Here is a 19216-nt window from a genome sequence, read left to right as displayed (position 1 = left end):
TCGTCTTCGGGGGCCGGACGGCGCTGTCCGTGGTCGCCGCAGATCTTACCCGGGGCAGCCGCCCCGTCACATCGACGTGAAGGACACCGCGTACTCGGCGGGCGCCGGAGGCTTCGACCACCGCGTGGCGGCCTCGGCGTCGGACCAGATCGCGCGCATCGGCCCGTCGGGGTGGACGCCGAGCGTCGCCCCGCCGGCGCCCGCCGGGATCTCGAAGACCGGGCCCGCGCAGGTCGCGCCCTGTCCGGCGCGGTCGCTGAGGTCGTCGACGTCGTCGTTGGCGGGCCGGACGGTCTCGCCCGCGACGGCCAGCGAGTAGCTGTCGCGGACCGCCAGGCGCCACTCGACGGCCGGTTCGTGCTTGGCCACGTCGGGTGAGAAGCCCCAGTAGGCGTTCGAGGAGCAGGTCAGCCCCAACCGCAGCCACACCTTCCCCTCGGCGGCCCACTTCCCCGCGACCCGGTCCCACGGTCCGCGCGAGGCGGTCGCGAAGCCCAGCGACAGGCTCACGTCTCGGGTGACGCCCTTCGCGGTGACGTCCCCGGAGGCCTCGTAGGCGCCGGTGAAGGCGACGTACTCGGCGAAGCCGTAGAACTCGGCGACCTCCCCGGCGCGCGTGCCGTCGCGCAGGTTCAGCGTCTGCGAACGGCCCGCCGTGGACACCGACAGCGCCACGGGCGCGCCCGCCGGCACCACCACCGCCAGCAGATCCCCGCACTCCAGCGGGTCGGACAACTCGACCGTGCGCTCCCCGACGGCCAGCCGCGAGACCGGCGCGCCGCCGTTGTCGCGCCAGTCGGAGCACTGGCTGGTGGCGACCTGGGTCAGCAGGATCTCGTACCCGGCCGGGGCGAGCAGCGGGCCGGGGAGGCCGTAGCGGTCGGCGTCGCCGGCGGAGACCTCGCCGGTGACCGAGACCGCGCGCTGCTTGAGGTAGAAGTCGGCGCCGATGAGCAGGCCGGCCGTGCCGGAGGTCGCGAACACCAGGTCGCCGGCGCCGTCGGCGTCGAGGGTCGGGGCGAGGCTGCCGTCGGCCTCGGCGACGAACCAGAAGTCGGCCGGTGAGCGCAGATCGGCCGGGGCGCGACCGCAGCCGGTGAACACGACCGCGAACGCCAGCAGGCACAGCGCGCGGTGTTTCGGGGCGGGCATGAGTGAAAGATAGTGGGGGCCTGAAACGGCCCTCGCCGCAGGTCAGAGTGGATCTAGCGCTCCTCGAAGTCGATCGCGCACCGCCCCTTCCGCCGCCTGTGCGGTCCGCCCGGCGAGGCCACGAGACCACAGTGGACAGTCGCGGCCGTCGAACGTCGTCGCAGGTCGCCGACGCATCAGCGGCCCGTCGTCGTCCTGAACCCGCACAAAGCACCCGAAGCTGCTTCCCTTGCGCCCCTGGCGATCTGCCCATCCGCCCAGCGCGGGCCGTCGTAGGCATCGGCTACCCTCACGTCCACAAAGGAGAGTGACTACTCATGGTGATGGGTCCGACGCACGCCGTTTCGGGTGCCGCGATCTGGCTGGCGGGCTCGGCGATCGCCGACGCCGTCTACGGTGTCCACCAGACGGCGTCCGAGCTGATGGTCGGCACGATCGTCTGCGCCGGCGGCGCACTGCTGCCCGACCTCGACTGCGCCGGCCGCGTCCTGAAGAACCGCGGCGGCTCGACCGTCGCGCGCACCTTCGGCCCGGTCACCATGATCATGGCCGAGGCCACCGAGCGCATCGCCTGGGGCTTCTACTCCATCACCCGCACCAAGAAGGACGGCAAGCGCAACAACGGACACCGCACGCTCACGCACTCCTGGATGTTCGCCGGGCTGATCGGACTGCTGTTCGGCTGGCTGGCCAACGAGTTCGGCAAAGCGGCGATGATCCCGATCCTGTTCTTCATGATCGGGCTGGCGCTGCGCGGGCTCATGGCCGAGGTCGCCAGGGAGAAGGGCTGGTTCGTCGTCCTGGTGATATCCGGCGTGGGCGCGTTCGGCGCCTACCGGCTGCTGCCGGAGAACCGCTCCTACTGGCTGATCGGCATCGCCGTGGCCGTCGGCTGCGTCATCCACACCCTCGGCGACATCATCACCAAGATGGGCTGCCCGCTGTTCTTCCCCCTGCCCATCAAGAAGCAGGTCTGGTACGAGATCGGCGTCCCCGACAAGATGGCCGTCAAGGTCGGCGGGCCCTTCGAGAAGAAGGTCCTCACCCCGGGGTTCACCATCCTCGGCGGCGTCGCCGCGATCGCGATGCTCCCCGAGGTCCGCGCCGCCATCGTCGCGCTCCTCGAATAGGACCCGCACAGGCGACACGCCACGAGTGACCCAACTCCCAAGACACTCGGCGGGCGCGGACGTAGGCTTGCCGAAGCGCACGACCACCCCCTCCCTCTCCCGGGCAGGGGGCGAGCCGTCGTGCCCTCAGCGCCGATCCACGAAGGTGTCACCATGTCCCTCGCAGGCCTGCTCACCGCCGCTCTTGCCGAACCCGCCCTCGCCCGAACCGCCGAACTCGCCCGCAACGCCACCGCCGCCGACGGCCTCGACCTCACCGGTCCGGCCTCGCTGCGGCCGTTCGTCGTGGGCGCGATCGCGTCGAAGGCCGACGGCGCCGGGCGCCCCGTCCTGGCGGTCACCGCGACGAGCCGCGAGGCCGAGGACCTCGCCGAGGCCCTGCGCTGCTTCCTCCCGCCCGACGAGGTCGCCTTCTACCCCGCCTGGGAGACCCTCCCCCACGAGCGCCTCTCCCCGCGCTCCGACACCGTGGGCCGCCGCCTGGCCGTGCTGCGCCGCCTCGCGCACCCCGACCCGAACGACCCGCAGCGCGGCCCGGTCCGCGTCGTCGTCGCGCCGGTGCGCAGCGTCCTCCAGCCGCAGCTCAAAGGGCTCGGCGACCTCGTCCCCGTGCACCTGTCGATCGGTGCGAGCGCCGACCTGACCGAGGTCACCCAGGCCCTGTCCGACGTCGCCTACGCCCGCGTCGACCTGGTCGAGAAGCGGGGCGAGTTCGCCGTGCGCGGCGGGATCCTCGACGTGTTCCCGCCCACCGAGGAGCACCCGCTGCGGGTGGAGTTCTGGGGCGACGAGGTCGAGTCGATCCGCTACTTCTCCGTCGCCGACCAGCGCTCCCTCGACAAGGCCGAGACGCTGTGGGCGCCGCCGTGCCGCGAGCTGCTGCTGACCCCCGACGTGCGCGCCAAGGCCCGTGAGCTGGGCCGCCAGTACCCGGGCCTGTCGGAGCTGACCGCGAAGCTGTCCGAGGGCATCCCCGTCGAGGGCATGGAGTCCCTCGCCCCCGCACTGCTGGGCCCCGACCGCCTCGAACTGCTCACCGACTGCATGCCCGCCGGGACGGTCGTGATCTCCTGCGATCCCGAGCGCATCCGCACCCGCGCCCACGACCTCAACGCCACCAGCGAGGAGTTCCTGGCCGCCGGCTGGGCCGCGGCCGCCGAGGGCGCCAGCACGCCCATCGACCTGGGCGCGGCGGCCTTCCGGGGCATCGCCGACGTCCGCGAGGCCGTCGGCGAGCGCGGTCAGGCGTGGTGGAACCTCACGCCGCTGGGCGACATGGACGCGATCCCGCTCGGCGCGCAGGAGGCGCCGAAGTACCACGGCGACAACGCCCAGCTGCTCATCGACCTGCGCGCGCACATGAAGGCCGGGCGCCGGGTGGCGCTGGTCTTCCCCGCGCACGGTCCGGCCGAGCGGGCCGTGGAGCTGCTGCGCACCGCCGAGTTCGGCGCGCATCTGGCCACGAGCGTCGACACGCTCGCCGACTTCGAGCCGGGCACGATCACGGTCACCACCGGTGCCCTGGGTTCGGGCTTCGTCGACGAGACCGCCGGCATGGCCGTCATCACCGGCGACGACATCACCGGCGGGCGCGGCACGAGCACCCGCGACATGCGCAAGATGCCCTCGCGCCGGCGCGGCGGCGTCGACCCGCTGGAGCTCAACCCGGGCGACTTCATCGTCCACGAGGCGCACGGCGTCGGCCAGTACATCGAGATGGTCCGCCGCACCATCAACGACGCCGAGCGCGAGTACCTCGTCATCGAGTACGCGCCCAGCAAGCGCGGCCAGCCCGGCGACCGCCTGTTCGTGCCGACCGACCAGCTCGACCAGCTGACCCGCTACGTCGGCGGCGAGCAGCCCACCGTGCACCGCCTGGGCGGCGCCGACTGGCAGAAGACGAAGGCGCGCGCCCGCAAGGCCGTCAAGGAGATCGCCGCCGAGCTGATCAAGCTCTACGCGGCCCGGCAGGCCACCGAGGGCTACGCCTACGGCGAGGACACGCCCTGGCAGCGCGAGCTGGAGGACGCCTTCCCGTACCACGAGACGCCCGACCAGTTGTCGGCGATCGAGGAGGTCAAGGGCGACATGCGCAAGCTGATGCCCATGGACCGGCTCATCTGCGGCGACGTCGGCTACGGCAAGACCGAGATCGCGGTGCGGGCGGCCTTCAAGGCCGTCACCGAGGGCAAGCAGGTCGCCGTCCTGGTGCCCACGACGCTGCTGGCGCAGCAGCACTACAACACCTTCACCGAGCGGATGTCGCAGTTCCCGGTGACGATCGGGCAGCTCTCGCGCTTCCAGACGCCCAAGGAGGCCGAGGAGGTGCTCAAGAAGATGTTCACCGGCGAGATCGACATCGTCATCGGCACCCACCGCATCCTCCAGCCGACCACCCGCTTCAAGGACCTGGGGCTGGTCATCGTCGACGAGGAGCAGCGCTTCGGCGTCGAGCACAAGGAGCACCTCAAGCAGCTCCGCGCGGCCGTGGACGTGCTGTCGATGTCGGCCACGCCGATCCCGCGCACCCTGGAGATGGCGATCACCGGCATCCGCGAGATGTCGACGATCGCCACGCCGCCCGAGGAGCGCCACCCCGTCCTGACCAGCGTCGGCGCCTACGACGAGCGGCAGATCACCGCCGCCATCAAGCGCGAACTGCTCCGCGACGGGCAGGTGTTCTACCTGCACAACCGGGTCGAGTCGATCGAGCGGGCGGCCCGCCGCATCCGCGAGCTGGTGCCCGAGGCCCGCGTGGTCACCGCGCACGGGAAGATGGGCGAGGACCGGCTGGAGAAGATCATGGTCGGCTTCTGGGAGAACGAGTACGACGTCCTGGTCGCCACCACGATCATCGAGTCGGGCATCGACATCCCCAACGCCAACACCCTGATCGTCGAGCGGGCCGACATGCTCGGCCTCTCCCAGCTCCACCAGATCCGCGGGCGCGTCGGCCGCGGACGCGAGCGCGCCTACTCCTACTTCCTGTACCCGCCCGACAAGCCGCTCACCGAGCACGCCCACGAGCGGCTGGCGACGATCGCGCAGCACACCGAGCTGGGCGCGGGCATGTACGTGGCGATGAAGGACCTGGAGATCCGCGGCGCCGGGAACCTGCTGGGCGGCGAGCAGTCGGGACACATCGCCGGGGTCGGCTTCGACCTGTACGTGCGCATGGTCGGCGACGCCGTGCAGTCCTTCAAGGGCGACAAGCGCGAACCGCTCCAGGAGGTCAAGGTCGACCTGCCCGTCGACGCCAACATCCCCTACGACTACATCTCGGTGGAGCGGCTGCGGCTGGAGATGTACCGCAAGCTCGCCGAGGTCCGCACCGAGGAGCACCTGGCCGAGGTCCGCGCCGAGATGGTCGACCGCTACGGCGAGGCGCCCGAACCCGTCGGCAACCTCGTCGAGGTCGCCCGCTTCCGGCTCATGCTGCGCCGCTACGGGCTGGCCGAGGTCGCCCTCCAGGGCCGGCACGTGCGCTTCTCGCCGATGCCGCTGCTCGACTCCAAGCAGCTGCGCCTCAAGCGCTACTACCCCGACGCGGTGTACAAGACCGCCGGCGACGTGGTGTCCCTTCCCCGGCCGACCACCGGCCGCATGGGCGGCGCGCCGCTGTCGGGATTGCCGCTGCTCAAGTGGGCCGGAGAGCTGGTCACGACCGTCCTCGACGCACCTGCGCCGGTCCGGTGAAGCTCGGATAGGCTGCTTGCCGTCGTGGGAACAACCGAGGGCACTACGAAGGACAGAGGGACGCCGTGACCGCCTTGACCGTACGTCGCATCGCCGCCAAGGCGGCCATCGCCGGTGTGGGCCTGCTCGCCGTGGCGGGGCTGTCGGCCTGCCGGGTCGAGACGGGCGCCGCCCTGTTCGTGCAGGACGAGCGCGTCACCGAGCAGCAGGTGGACGACATCGTGGAGAGTGCGCCGGAGATCGGGCCCGACGGGCCGATCGAACTGGCCACCGCCCGGCGCAACGTGGTGACCTGGCTGGCGACCTCCGAACTCGCCGAGCGCGTCTCGGCCGAGACCGGCACCGCCCTGCCCACGCCCGACTACGCCGGCGAAGCGGCCCTACTCAAGGTCGACGGCGACAACGAGTACGCCCGCCTCCAGGCCCAGCACAAGGCCTACCTACCCGTCCTGGTCTCCGGAGCCGCCCCCGCCGAGCTCACCGACGAGATGTCGGCGGAGATCCTGGCGCCGGTCACCGAGGCCACCGGCAAGCCCACCTCGGACTACCAGCCCGGACTGGCCCAGGTGTTCACCGAGCCCGCCGCCCAGGCCGCCCTCGGCCAGCGCCAGGCCCTGGCGGACCTCGTCGCCGAGTACGACGTGCTCGCCAACCCGCGCTACGGCGACCTCGGCATCGGCCTGGGCGTCATGACCCTGGTCGACCCGTCCACCCAGCAGCAGTTCCAGCTCGCCCTGGTCGCCCCGATCCCCACCACGACCTCCTGACATGCCCGCCCGCATCGTCCTCCTCGTCACCTCCCCGCGCATGCCCGCCGGAATCCTGTCCGCCGACGCGTGGGACGAGCTGCGCCGCGCCGAGGCCGTCTTCACCGGCGCCGACTCGGCGCAGGCCGTGGCGATCCGCCGCGCCGGCGTGAACGTCAGCGTCCTCGAACCGGACACCGCCGCCGACGTACTGCTGTCCACCGTGGACGGTGAGACGACCGTGTGGCTGTCGGCCGCCGACGGCGATCCGCGCCTCGCCCGCACCCTGGGCACCCGCCTGGCCAAGGACCCCAAGCTCGCCGAGATCGAGCTGTGCCACGGGTCCTGGGACCCGCCCGGCGGACGGCTCCTCGACGTGGTGTCCACGATGGACACGCTGCGTTCGCCGGGCGGCTGCCCGTGGGACGCCGAGCAGGACCACGAGTCGCTGCTGCCCTACCTGGTCGAGGAGACCTACGAGGTCATCGACGCGGTGAAGTCCGGCGACAAGGCCCACCTGCGCGAGGAGCTGGGCGACCTGCTCCTCCAGGTGATGTTCCACGCGCGGATGGCCGAGGACGACACCGACGAGGAGACCCGCTTCGGGATCGACGACGTCTCGGGCGACCTGGTCGCCAAGCTCGTGCGCCGCCACCCGCACGTCTTCGCCGACGTGAAGGTGACCGACGCCGGTCAGCTCAACGACAACTGGGAAGCGATCAAGGCCGAGGAGAAGCCGCATCGCGAGTCGGCGATGGACGGCGTGGCGATGTCGCAGCCCTCGCTGCCGCTGGCCGCGAAGCTCCAGTCGCGGGCCGAGCGCGCGGGCCTCGGCGAGGGCCTGACCGACGCCGCCGGAACCGGCGAGCTCACCGAGGAGAGCCTCGGAGCGGCCTTGTTCGAGCTCGTCGCGAAGGGCCGCGAGGCCGGGCTGGACGCTGAATTGGCGCTTCGCCGGGCCGCGCTGGACTTCGCCGAGCGGGTGCGAACTGCGGAGAAGTCCGCCGGGGCGTGAACCGGCGAAACGGCATCGTCAACTATCTGACTGCGAATACACCCATATCCCGCTAGGGCGCTTGAAAAGGCATGTTCCAGTGGGCAAAAGGTGGCAAAACAGCCCCTGGATCCCGTACACCTCCGTCCGGTATCGTCGTTGCCCATGTCCCCCGACGACGCAAGCGCGACGGTCGCCCAGGTCCCCGGGAGCACGATGGTGGCCCTGGAGAACCCTTCGGTATCCGACGGCCCCGACCTATGGCGCCTGGCCCGTGAGGCCGGATCCCTCGATGTCAACTCGCCCTACGCCTACCTGATCTGGTGCCGCGACTTCGCCGCCACCAGTGTGGTGGCCCGCGACGAAGACAGACCCGTCGGCTTCATCTCCGGCTACACGCGGCCGGAGCGAGCCGAGACCCTCTTCGTCTGGCAGGTGGCAGTCGCGCCGACCCACCGGCGACAGGGCCTGGCCCGGCGGATGCTCGATCACCTCGCCGACTCCCTTGTCCCGCAAGGGGTTTCGAGTGTCGAGGCGACCGTCACGCCGTCCAACGAATCGTCCACACGGCTTTTCACCTCGTTCGCGCAGGCGCGCGGGGCGGCCGTGCAGCGGGACGTGCTGTTCACCGAGAACCATTTCCCCGGCGACGGTGCCCATGAGCCGGAGGTCCTGTTCCACATAGGACCTTTTGCGGGTTCGGCGCCGAGTCTTTCGGGTAGATAGGTTCCGCGACCGGGTTCTGCCGACCCGGTGGCGTGCTTCACCGTGCCCAACGGCGGGGGCGGTGCACGTCGGCGCACAGCTGAAACAGGCCGACCCTGGAGGATAATGCGGGTTTTCGAAGAAACCGAATCGCAGGTCCGATCCTATTGCCGCGGCTGGCCCGCGGTGTTCGTCCGCAGCAAGGAAAGCCACATCTACGACGAGTCCGGCAAGCCCTACCTGGACTTCTTCGCCGGCGCCGGCGCACTCAACTACGGACACAACCATCCGGTGCTCAAGAACGCGCTCATCGAGTACCTCACCGACGATCACATCGTCCACTCCCTGGACATGTACACCGAGGCCAAGGCCGGGTTCCTGGAGACCTTCCGGGAACTGATCCTGCGCCCGCGCGGCCTCGACCACAAGGTCCAGTTCCCCGGCCCGACGGGGACCAACGCCGTCGAGGCGGCCCTCAAGATCGCCCGCAAGTTCACCGGGCGCACGACCATCGCGCGCTTCACGAACTCCTTCCACGGCATGACGCTCGGCTCGCTCGCCGTCACCGGCAACGGGGCCAAGCGGCACGGCGCGGGCGTTCCCCTCGAACACACGCTGACGCTCCCCTTCGACCAGTACCTGGACGGGAGCACGCCCGACCTGCTGTGGCTGCGGCGCCTGATCGAGGACTCCAGCAGCGGCGTCGGCCTTCCGGCGGCGGTGATCGTGGAGACCGTGCAGGGCGAGGGCGGCATCAACGTGGCCAGCCCGGAATGGCTGCGCGCGCTGGCGAAGCTGTGCGAGGAGCACGCCATGCTCCTCATCGTCGACGACGTGCAGATGGGCTGCGGCCGCACCGGACCGTTCTTCAGCTTCGAGGAGGCCGGTGTCGTGCCCGACATCGTGTGCCTCTCGAAGTCGCTGAGCGGGTACGGGCTGCCGTTCGCGGTGACCCTGCTCAAACCCGAACTCGACATCTGGGAACCGGGCGAGCACAACGGGACCTTCCGCGGATTCAACCCGGCATTCGTGACCGCGACGGCCGCGCTGGAGGAGTTCTGGCGGGACACCTCGCTGCACGAGCGGGTCGCCGCGCACGGATCCCTTGTGGACGATGAGCTGCGGCGGATCGCCGCGGAGCACCCCGACGCCGGCACCGACGTGCGCGGCCGCGGGCTGGCGCGGGCACTGTCCTTCGACGACCCGATGGTCGCCGGAGTGGTGTGCCGCAACGCCTTCGAGCGGGGACTGCTGCTGGAGACCGCCGGCAGCGAGGACGAGGTGGTCAAGCTGCTCCCGCCGCTGACCACGTCGCGGGAGGAACTGGAGACCGGTCTGTCCATTGTGGGCGAATCGGTGCGGGCGGCGCGGAAGGAGCTGGCATGATCGTTCGAACCCTGGAGGACATCGCGGGAACCGACCGCGACGTCGTCGGCAACGACCGGGACAAGGCGAAGGGGACCTGGCGTTCACTGCGGCTGGTGCTGGCCCGCGAGGGCGTCGGCTTCTCCCTGCACGACACCGTTCTGTACGCCGGAACGCAGACGTCCATGTGGTACGCCAACCACATCGAGGCCGTCTACGTCATCGACGGCGAGGGCGAACTCGTCGACCACGACAACGGGGAGACCCACAAGCTTGCGCCCGGAACGATGTACCTGCTCGACGGGCACGAGAAGCACACCCTGCACGCGCACACCGACCTGCGGACGGTCTGCGTGTTCAACCCGCCCGTGACCGGACGCGAAGTGCACGACGCCGACGGCGTGTACCCCCTGATGACCGAGCCCGGAGAGGAAAGCTGATGTACGCGACCGACCACGGAGTACGTGACCTTTACCCGACCCGGGTCGGCGCCGAGGCGGCGCTGCTCTACCGCAAGGAGGACCCGGTCGTCTACGGCCGTCACACCGACGGCCTGCTCGACCAGGCGACGCTGGAGTCCTATGAGGACAACGGTTTCCTCACCGTCGAGGAGCTGATCACGCCCGCCGAACTGCTGGAGTACCAGGCGGAGCTGGAGCGGCTGCTCAACGACGAGGCCATCAAGGCCGACGAGCGAACGGTGCTGGAGAAGGACTCCGGCGAGGTCCGCTCGATCTTCGAGGTGCACAAGATCAGTGAGACGATCGCCTCGCTGGTGGCCGACGAGCGAGTGGTCGGCCGCGCCCGCCAGATCCTCGGCGGGGACGTCTACGTGCACCAGTCGAGAGTGAACTACAAGCCCGGTTTCAAGGGCAAGGAGTTCTACTGGCATTCCGACTTCGAGACCTGGCACGCCGAAGACGGGATGCCGCGGATGCGCGCGGTGAGCATCTCGATCGCACTGACCGACAACCACGCCTACAACGGCGGACTGATGATCATGCCGGGTTCGCACAAGACCTTCGTGTCGTGCGTCGGTGAGACCCCGGCCGATCACTATCGGGAGTCGCTGAAGGAGCAGGAGGTCGGCACGCCCGATCCACTGAGCCTCTCGGTGCTCGCCGAGAAGCACGGGATCGAGCAGTTCACCGGCCCGGCGGGCTCGGCGACGATGTTCGACTGCAACTGCATGCACGGCTCGAACGGCAACATCACGCCGTTCGCGCGCTCGAACGTGTTCGTCGTGTTCAACAGCGTCGACAACACCTGCGTCGAGCCGTACGCCGCGCCGGGCCGCCGGCCCGACTTCATCGCCGCGCGTGAGTTCACGCCGGTGAGGTAGTAGTGGTGGGAGGGGCGGGCGGCGCTTGGCCGTCCGCCCCTTCGCATGTCGCGCAGCGCGGCCTGGTGGCCAGGACGTAGCCCCAGGTCGCCGCCGACAGGGCGATGCCCCAGCCGAGGAAGACGAACTCGGTGCCGAACAGCGACCAGTCGCGGGCCATGTCGGCCCACTTCGCCGCGCCCGTCGACAGGTCGCGGCCCATCAGGTAGATCCCGATGAAGCCGTAGGCGACCAGTGCCGCCGACACGATCGCGGCCGGCGCGAGGGCGAGCGCGCGCGGAATCGTCCGTCCGAAGAGGACCTGACCCCACCGCATGCCCAGTCCGAGGCTGACCAGACCGCCGAGGGCGGGGGCGGCGCACAGGGCGATGGCGGTCGCGGGGTCGAGGTCGGTGCGGATCTCGTCGAGCGTGGCCTGCGACGCACCGAAGGGGACGCCGAGCATCCACAGCATGTGCGGAACGCTGAAGCCGAGGATCGGGACGGCGCAGGCGGCGTAGGACGACCAGCGGGCCCAGCGCGCGGGCCGTCGCGGTTCGCGGACGTGCGGGTGCGGGCAACGCCGGGCCTTCGCGAAGCCCACCGCGGCCCATGCCGTGACCAGTGCGCCGGCGAGCAGGATCGTCCGGTGGGCGATGTCGCGCCAGTCGGTCGGGCGGCCGATGAGCCCGGCGGGGATCTGGAAGAGCAGGTGGCCCGGGAAGGACGCGACCAGGAGGGCCGCCGACGTCAGCCACAGCGCGGGTTCGGCCGCCTTGAGGCGCAGACACGCCATCCCGGCGGCGCCGACCGCGAGGGCGGCGAGCAGCACCGCGCCCCACCCCGCCGTGAACGGCAGGGTCGCGAGGTCCGCGGCGCCGCAGCCGTCGGCGAGCCGCCCGGCGGGCTCCGCTTCGGAAGGGACGCAGGCGGTGTAGGCGAGGCGTCCGCCGAGCGCCCAGTACAACCGCAGGGCCAGGTAGACGAGGGTGAAGGCGAGGGCGGTGACGATGGGGACGGCTCGTTGTCGGCGGGGCGGCGCGGTCGTGTCCATGACCCGACGATGCCGCCGGGCGAGGGTGGCGGCATTGCCGTGGCGGGGGACGGGGGTCCCCCGGGAGGGGGAACTAAAGGGGCGGGGGGTTCGTGGTGCGTGAGGTGGGGGCAGCGGGCCGGGGACCGTGTGGCATCCGGGCGGCGGCGCGGAGATCCTGCTCGGCGAGCGTTCCCTGCCGGTGGCGGACCTCGCCGCGCACACCCTCGCGCGGGTCGCGGCGGAGGCGGCGCCGCACGGGCGGTGGCCCGGTGACCGATCTGGTCATGACCTGTCCCGTGGAGTGGGGGGCCGGTGCGGCGGCGGATACTGCTGGCCGCGGCCGAACGGGCGCGGCTGCCGCGTACTTCACCGCGAACCTTCACCACGACGTGCCGATCGGGCGCAGCGTGATCGTGTACGACCTCGGCGGCGGCACGTTCGACGTGTGCGTGGTGCGGCGGGAGGCCACGGGCTTCGAGCCCTTGGCGTACCGGGGCGTCGACGACCTCGGCGGCATCGATCTCGACGCCCTGGTGGTCGCGCAGATCGCCGCCGCCGTCCAACCCTCGGCCCCGGATGAGTGGAAGCGGTTGAGCGAGCCGCAGGATCCCGCCGACCGCCGGCACTTCCGGACCCTGTGGGACGACGCCCGCAACGCCAAGAAATCCCTGTCCCGGCAGGCAATCGCGCACGTCCTCGTACCGATCCCCGGAGGTGGAGAGCTCCGCGCCGGTGCTCGCCGGTGTCACCTCCGGCATGCTCCTGCTGACGTCGGCGAGCGTATGGACGACCCGGCGCAAACGCCTGCGGACCTAGGTCTGTGGACCTCTAAATCCCATGCCCCTTCCGGTGCAGCGCCGAGATCACCGTCTCGATGCGCACCAGCCCGACCGCCGCCGCCGTGGCGATGACCGCGCGCGGCTCCGTCCACTTCGACCGCATCGCCCGCCGGGCCCACTGCAACGCGTCCTTGCGCTGGCCGACGGCGGCGTGCCAGCACGCGAGCTGCCCGTAGACCCTGGCGGCGCCCTGGGGGCATCCGTGCAGTTCGGGGTGGCGGCTGAGCATCCAGTGGAGGGAGCTGATCTTAGTGTCGTACCTCGCGGCGAAGTGCGAGTTGCCCCAGTGGACGCGCACGAGCGGCTCGTCGACGTGCGTGATCGGCGCCCTCCGCGCGGCGCGCAGCAGCAGGTCCCAGTCCTCGTTCTGGCTTCCCGGCGCGTCCTCGGCGACCATGCCGAGCCCACCGAGGAGGGCCGCGCGGCGCAGCAGGAAGGTCGAGGAGTGCAGCATCATCATCCGCGACCGCAGCAGGTCGACGTGCCGGATGGTCGCCATGCCCGCCATGCGCGGCACGACCGCACCCCCGTAGGCGACCTCGACGGCGCAGGTCACCAGCTCGGCGTTGGGCGAGAAGGCGGCGACCTGGCGCCGCAGCCGTCCGGGGAGCCAGACGTCGTCGTCGTCGCAGAAGGCGATCAGGTCGGTGCCGAGGGCGTCGATGCCGGTGTTGCGGGCACCGGCGAGGCCCGGCGTGCGCAGGTTCTTGGTGACCCGCACCGAACGCGGGCCCTCCTGCACGAAACTCTCGTCGGGCTTGGCGCGGTCGAAGACGACGACGATGTGCATCTCACCCGGGTAGTCCTGGGTGAGGATCGCGTCGAGGGTGTCGCGCAGCTGCTGCGGGCGGCGGTGCGTCGGAACGACGACACCGACGGACGGCCAGCTCCTCTCCTGCTGCGACACCTACTCCCGCCCCACACTGACAGGCGCCATGACGACCGGGCCGATGGGCTCCGGCCGCGAGTCGGCCGGACTCGACTGCGTCGGCAAGGGCGGCGGGGCCGGTGCGGGGGCCTCGGGGCCCTCCACCTCCTCGGGGATCTCGACGGGCCGCGTGGTGTATCCGTAGCGGTTGAGCAGGGGCGCGGTCAGCGTCCGCACCAGCCTGCGCTGCGAGGACGGCAGCTCGGCGCGCCACTCCTCGTCGCGGCGCAGCGGGATGCGGCCGACCGAGAAGCGCATCGGGTTGCCCGCGGCGCTGTGGTTCGGCCCGAGATCGGCGTAGTCCTCGCCGATGTAGCGCAGGTCGCCCGGCGCGAGCTCGACGCCGGCGAACTCGGCGAGGCGCTCCACGACGGTCCGCGGGTCGGCGAGGAGCTTCTCGTAGCGCACCCGGCGCACCGGCACACCACGCCGCCCCAACATCGAGAAGGCGGCGTTCTGCGCGTTCCACAGCAGCGCCGAGCGCGTCGGCGAGTAGCGCGTCATCTCCGCCTGCCCACCCGTCTCCGGCCGCGAGACCTGCTTCGTCCACGAGTACGCCACACCCCGGCTGTCGCGGACGACGTGCACCACCCGCAGGTCCACGTTGGGACACCAGCGCAGGCAGTAGGCCAGCGAGGCGTGCTTCGACGAGTCGATGATCAGGCGGTCGCCGCCCGCGTCGGCCGACGCGGCGGCGTAGACGCGCTGGTAGAACTCGGCGTACTCGGTGATCAGCGAATGCTGCACAGGGGACAGCTTCTTCGCCGCGAGCGTCGGGATGTGCCGGGTGCGGTCCACAGTGGCCCGCAGCGCGTCGACACGCGCGAGATCGACGTTCTCCCAGCCGCCGAAGGCGCTGGCGCCGACCCGCTGCCAGAACTCGCACATCGAGAAACGGGCACCGCAAGCGCACCGCTCGTCGTCGCGGATGTCGCGCTCCCACAGGTGCGCGACCTCGCCCAACGGCAGCGTTCCCGGCAACTGCCCGAGCAGTCTTTCCAGCAGCGTGGTGCCGCTACGGCCAAGTCCACCGATGAACAACACCCGCACGACCTCTGACATACCTGTCCCCCACGGTGCATCCGGCGGGGTCACCGCCGGAGGGCGCTGGCAGCCCTCACCTCCTATAACCGATCGACCCCACCGAAAGGACACGCCTTGTGTCAAAACAACTACGATTAGCATCTCCTCGGGTTAAGGTCTGCGGCTATGAGCCCGCAGCCCACGTTCCAGAGTCGACTGGAAACGCGCAGTAGTCATTTCACCGTCGCCGGCATCAGATTCGACGCGCTAGATGAACGCGAAGTGGTCGACCACGTCCGCGGAGCGCTCCAGGAGGGACGCGGCGGCCGGATCGTCACCGCGAACGTGGACATCGTCCGCCAGGCCTTGAAGCATCCCGAGGCCCGCGCGCACGTCGAGGCCGGCACACTCGTCGTCGCCGACGGCGCACCGGTCGTCTGGGCGTCCAAATTGGCCCGTCGCGCCCTGCCGGCCCGGGTCGCGGGCTCTGACCTGATCTGGAGCCTTTCGGGCGAACTGGGGCAACTGGGCGGGTCGGTGTTCCTGCTCGGCGGCCGCCCCGGCAGCGAACTCATCGCCGCCCGCCGGCTGGCCGAGGCCAGCCCCGGCCTGCGGATCGCCGGAGCGCTGGCACCACCGATGGGCTTCGAGAAGGACCCCGAGATCGTCCGCCGGGTCTGCGAGGAGGTCGCCGCCGCGAACCCGGACATGGTGTTCGTCGGGCTCGGCTTCCCCAAGCAGGAGTGGATGATCTCCAAACTCGCGCCGATGCTGCCCGGCGCGTGGTTCATGGGCTGCGGGGCGTCCATCGCCTTCGTCGCCGGCACCCTGCGCCGCGCTCCACTGTGGATGCAGCGCTCCGGACTGGAATGGCTGCACCGGATGGCGCGCGAACCCCGCCGCCTCTTCGCCCGCTACGTCCTCCACGACGCGCCGCTCGCACTGCGGCTGCTCCTCCTGGCGCTCCTGCGCCGCTGAGCACGGACACCACCGAACCGGCCCGGACCCTTGTCCGGGCCGGTCTTCGGCGCTGGGGCTCCACCGGACGAGCCCTCAGTGACGCCGGCGCGCGACGTACAGCAGATCCGTCGCCCGGCCCGCCAGGAACGAACGGCGACTGGCCCAGGAATCGAGACCCGGCACGAGCCACCGCACCGGCGCAACCCGGTAGAACCCCTGCGTGAGCAGCGAGAAGCCCTGCCGCGTCAGAAGCTCGAAACCCCAGCGGTCGAAGAGCTCGCCGACCTCGTCGTGGCTCAGCCCCGCGCCGTCCTCGACTCCCCCGGCAGACCTCCCGATGCCCCGCAGCGAGGAGGCGTTGCCGTGGTTCTCCACCACGAGCAGCCCCGAGTCGGATGTCGGAAGCATCCCGGCGGCGAACTCCATCGCGCGCTCGCGCAGCTCCGGCGGAGCGTCGAGCAGCAGCCGGAACACCGTCACCAGCGCCGGGACGTCGATGTCCATGGTGCTGGGCAGCGGACCGGTGGCCCTCACGACGTGCAGGTCGGCCGGCACGCCGATCTCGCGCGCCTCGGCCAGCTTCGCCTCCGAGATGTCGTACCCGTGGGCGGCACTGGTCAGGCCGTCGAGCATGCGCAGGACACGGCCCGTGCCGCAGGCGAAGTCGTGGTGCACCGGCGGCCATGCGAAGGCCGCCTCGGTGAAGGCGCGCAGCCACTCGCGCTGCCGCGCGCCGACGTGCGCCGAGAACGTCCGGGGGGCGCCGAGCTCCCGATCGTCGCGGAAGGCCTCTGTGTAGTTGGTGCGCATCCCTTTCGCATCCCCCAGTTGTGTTCGGACTTACTTCAGATGCCGGGTCAGCAGCGGACCCCGCAGACGCCACAGGAGTGCCGCGTAGGCCATTCCCCCGCAGATCGCGACGGGCAGACGCGCCCCGTCACCGACGACCATGCCCGCCGAGGCCGGCAGCACGCCGAAGCAGACCGCCGTGGCGGCCATCGCCAGCCCGCTCTCCTTGCCGAACGGGTGCAGGCGCTCGGCGAGACCGAGCTGCGCCAACGGGATCAGGTTGTTGGCCAGCACCGCCGCCGCCCACCCGATCGCGGCCCCGGCCACCCCGATCCGCGGGATCAGCCAGAGGTTGACGACGATGTTGAGCACCAGCGCCGTGACCACATTGGACAGCTGCCAGGACGTGCGCCCCGACATCGACAAGACCGTGTCGACCGTCCCGCACGCGCTCGCCACGAGCATCGCCCCGGCCATGATCCGCACGACCCAGACCGCCTCGCCCGTCTGGTACTCCGCGCCGAACAGGCCCAGGTACTCCGGCGCCAGCACCGCCGCCGACAGGTACATCGGCCAGGCCATCAGGATGATCCAGGTAGTCGTGTGCCGGTAGAGGCGCCGGGCCGTGACGGTGTCGCGGACCGACAGCGCGGCGGCGATCCGCGGCTGCAGCGAGGAACCGACCGCCACGTTCGCCAGCTGCCCGGCGATGACGAAACGCGTCGCGACGGTGTACAGCGCGGCCTCGGCGAAGCCCAGCATGCCCGCCACCAGCAGGATGTCGAGCCGCTGGAGCGCCAGCTGCGCGACCGAGGCCAGCGCGCGGGGCCCGGTGTAGCGCCAGAACTCGCCGACGGTGATCGACGGTCCCCCGGCGTCGCGCGGATGCCGCTTTCGCAGCCACCAGGCCGCGACCACCGCCGCCGGCACGAACGGCAGCGCCCACGCCGCCGTGACCAGGACCGGCGCGCTGTCGGGTGTGGACAGCACGACGGCCGCCGCCAGCAGCGCGAGCTGGGCGAGCGTGCGGCCGAGCCGTTCGATGTAGACGGTCGGCTTCATCGTCGACAGGCCGCGCGTGGCCGCCAGCAGCGAGTCGAGGACGGTCGAGGCCGGCACGAAGACCGCCAGCAGCCGCAGCAGGCTCGCGTACTGATCGACGTGCGCCGGATCGGGACTGTAGGCCGCCGCCAGCGCCGGAGCCGCGAAGTACCCGGCCACGCCGAGAACGACGCTGAGGACGGCGACCGGCGTGACCCCGATGCGGATCGGATCCCGCGCCGGCGCCGGATGGTCCTTGGCGCGCTGGCGGGCGATCCAGTACACGAGCCCCGTCGGCGTGCCGAGCCTGGCGAGGCTGGTGGCCAGCAGGAACGCCGAGGTCGCCGCGAAGAACAGGCCCGCGCCGGCCGGCCCGAGGGCCGAGGCGACGAGCCAGGTGATGACCAGACCGGCGGCGCCCGAGACGGCCGAGCCGGCGAGGTTGGCAAGCCCACCGCGGGCGACGCCGCGAAGAGCGGGTTCGCGGCTCCTGGGGCCATCCGGGACCGGGGCCCCGGAAGCCGCCGGGGCCGAGGCCCCGGCCACCGAGACCCCGCCCCCGACCGAATCCCCCGTCACCGGCGCCAGGAGGGTTCCGCGCCGAGCCATCCGCTCAGTCGCTCATCGTGGGGAAGGAAGTGCGCGTCGAGCTCGTCGCGCAGTTCGGGCGTCATCGACGGCCGGTCCGGCCTCGCGTTGTGCTTGCCGAAACCCGGCTGGTGCAGCCACGGCAGCCCGAGAAAGCCCAGGATGCGGTCGTAGGCGGCCTCGGGTTCGGTGAAGAAGTCGTGCGAGTCGAGGACCAGGATCCGTTCGCGGCCGACGATGCGCGCGACGCGGTCGAGGTGGTCGGCGTACTCGCCGCGCGACAGGTAGCCGTGGTGCTGGTGGCTGAAGCTGTAGTAGTCCGGCTCCCGCCGCAACCGCGCGTCCTGCCCGTACAGCCGCTTGTCCTCGGCGTCCAGGGCGGAGCGGAAGTCGAGGATCGGCTCGAAGCCGCGCGCGACCTCGTGCGCGTGGTGCGAGTAGGCGCGCTCGACCGGGTCGCGGACCAGCACGATCAGCTTCACGCCGGGCAGGTCGCGGGCGAAGCGCTCGGCGGCGAGCGGGTGGTACAGGTAGTACGGGCTCGACTCGAAGACCATGGGCCGGATGCCGAGGCTCTCGGTGGCCCGGCGGGCGGTCAGCCGGGTCGGGAAGTGCCCCCGGTACCACGACAGGCCGCGGTGGTAGTTCGTGTCGAAGTAGTGCACGCCCTTGTGCAGCACGGGCTTGAGGATCGCCGGGTGCGAGGACAGCGCCCGGTAGAGCGAGGTCGATCCGCAGCGCTGGCCTCCGCACAGCAGGAAGGACGGGAGCAGCCGCGCCGCAGCCGTCATCCGCCCGTAGGACCGCGAACCGGCGTGGATCACGCGTTTGATCTGGTGCGGGACTTTCTCCCCACTGATCTTCAGCACGGTCGGCGGCTCCCCTCGGCGTCGATGAGCATCG

General features: G+C 71.2%; 17 protein-coding genes. 10 read left to right on the top strand and 7 right to left on the bottom strand.

The annotated features are described in order from the left end of the window. Positions 1–66: 66 nt before the first annotated feature. On the bottom strand, positions 67–1152 hold the full coding sequence (locus AB0I28_RS08075) for a hypothetical protein (RefSeq protein ID WP_357490801.1): 1086 nt from the start codon (positions 1150–1152) through the stop codon (positions 67–69). A 317-nt stretch (positions 1153–1469) separates the two neighbouring features. On the opposite strand from AB0I28_RS08075, the gene AB0I28_RS08070 reads away from it, so the two are divergent. From AB0I28_RS08070 to thpD, 8 genes are all read left to right on the top strand, one after another. Then, complete coding sequence (locus AB0I28_RS08070; protein ID WP_357490799.1) at positions 1470–2282, top strand: metal-dependent hydrolase; 813 nt, start codon at positions 1470–1472, stop codon at positions 2280–2282. 153 nt (positions 2283–2435) lie between these two features. Beyond that, complete coding sequence (mfd, locus tag AB0I28_RS08065; RefSeq protein ID WP_357490797.1) at positions 2436–5978, top strand: transcription-repair coupling factor; 3543 nt, start codon at positions 2436–2438, stop codon at positions 5976–5978. Positions 5979–6043: 65 nt separating this feature from the next. After that, positions 6044–6745, top strand: a complete 702-nt coding sequence (locus AB0I28_RS08060; protein ID WP_357490796.1) for a hypothetical protein — start codon at positions 6044–6046, stop codon at positions 6743–6745. A gap of 1 nt (position 6746) precedes the next feature. Next, positions 6747–7739: a MazG family protein gene (locus AB0I28_RS08055; protein ID WP_357490794.1), complete on the top strand. Its 993-nt coding sequence runs from the start codon at positions 6747–6749 to the stop codon at positions 7737–7739. Between the two features lie 144 nt (positions 7740–7883). Further along, a complete protein-coding gene (gene ectA / locus AB0I28_RS08050; RefSeq protein ID WP_357490792.1) occupies positions 7884–8444 on the top strand; it encodes a diaminobutyrate acetyltransferase in 561 nt (186 codons plus the stop codon). Between the two features lie 105 nt (positions 8445–8549). After that, on the top strand, positions 8550–9809 hold the full coding sequence (ectB, locus tag AB0I28_RS08045) for a diaminobutyrate--2-oxoglutarate transaminase (RefSeq protein WP_357490790.1): 1260 nt from the start codon (positions 8550–8552) through the stop codon (positions 9807–9809). Then, positions 9806–10228, top strand: a complete 423-nt coding sequence (locus AB0I28_RS08040) for an ectoine synthase (RefSeq protein ID WP_357490788.1) — start codon at positions 9806–9808, stop codon at positions 10226–10228. The genes ectB and AB0I28_RS08040 overlap by 4 nt, the downstream gene beginning before the upstream one ends. Beyond that, positions 10228–11130, top strand: a complete 903-nt coding sequence (gene thpD, locus AB0I28_RS08035; protein WP_357490786.1) for an ectoine hydroxylase — start codon at positions 10228–10230, stop codon at positions 11128–11130. Before AB0I28_RS08040 ends, thpD begins: the two co-directional genes overlap by 1 nt. Here the strand turns inward: thpD and AB0I28_RS08030 are convergent. Beyond that, positions 11114–12163 carry a hypothetical protein gene (locus AB0I28_RS08030; RefSeq protein WP_357490784.1) on the bottom strand — a complete coding sequence of 350 codons (1050 nt, stop codon included), beginning with the start codon at positions 12161–12163 and terminating at the stop codon, positions 11114–11116. The two genes, thpD and AB0I28_RS08030, sit on opposite strands and share 17 nt — an antisense overlap. 251 nt (positions 12164–12414) lie before the next feature. Between AB0I28_RS08030 and AB0I28_RS08025 the strand changes: the two genes are divergently transcribed. After that, entirely contained in the window at positions 12415–13056 is a 642-nt protein-coding gene (locus AB0I28_RS08025; RefSeq protein ID WP_357490782.1) for an Hsp70 family protein, read from the top strand. Here AB0I28_RS08025 and AB0I28_RS08020 read toward each other — a convergent pair. Then, on the bottom strand, positions 12974–13891 hold the full coding sequence (locus AB0I28_RS08020) for a glycosyltransferase (RefSeq protein ID WP_357490780.1): 918 nt from the start codon (positions 13889–13891) through the stop codon (positions 12974–12976). The two genes, AB0I28_RS08025 and AB0I28_RS08020, sit on opposite strands and share 83 nt — an antisense overlap. Further along, positions 13892–14974, bottom strand: a complete 1083-nt coding sequence (locus AB0I28_RS08015) for a sulfotransferase (protein WP_357490778.1) — start codon at positions 14972–14974, stop codon at positions 13892–13894. 147 nt (positions 14975–15121) lie between these two features. Between AB0I28_RS08015 and AB0I28_RS08010 the strand changes: the two genes are divergently transcribed. After that, positions 15122–15913: a WecB/TagA/CpsF family glycosyltransferase gene (locus AB0I28_RS08010; protein WP_357490776.1), complete on the top strand. Its 792-nt coding sequence runs from the start codon at positions 15122–15124 to the stop codon at positions 15911–15913. Positions 15914–15988: 75 nt separating this feature from the next. Here the strand turns inward: AB0I28_RS08010 and AB0I28_RS08005 are convergent, their stop codons facing one another. From AB0I28_RS08005 to AB0I28_RS07995, 3 genes are read right to left on the bottom strand one after another with little or no spacing between them, the layout of a single operon-like run. After that, on the bottom strand, positions 15989–16705 hold the full coding sequence (locus tag AB0I28_RS08005) for a class I SAM-dependent methyltransferase (protein ID WP_357490774.1): 717 nt from the start codon (positions 16703–16705) through the stop codon (positions 15989–15991). 30 nt (positions 16706–16735) lie between these two features. Beyond that, on the bottom strand, positions 16736–18334 hold the full coding sequence (locus tag AB0I28_RS08000; RefSeq protein WP_357490772.1) for an oligosaccharide flippase family protein: 1599 nt from the start codon (positions 18332–18334) through the stop codon (positions 16736–16738). After that, complete coding sequence (locus AB0I28_RS07995; RefSeq protein ID WP_357490770.1) at positions 18301–19182, bottom strand: sulfotransferase domain-containing protein; 882 nt, start codon at positions 19180–19182, stop codon at positions 18301–18303. The genes AB0I28_RS08000 and AB0I28_RS07995 overlap by 34 nt, the downstream gene beginning before the upstream one ends. Positions 19183–19216 lie beyond the last annotated feature (34 nt).

Origin of the sequence: Phytomonospora sp. NPDC050363, from assembly GCF_040655735.1 — a bacterium.
In the GTDB taxonomy this organism is placed as follows: Bacteria; Actinomycetota; Actinomycetes; order Mycobacteriales; family Micromonosporaceae; genus Phytomonospora.
This window is presented reverse-complemented; position numbering and strand designations above follow the sequence as displayed.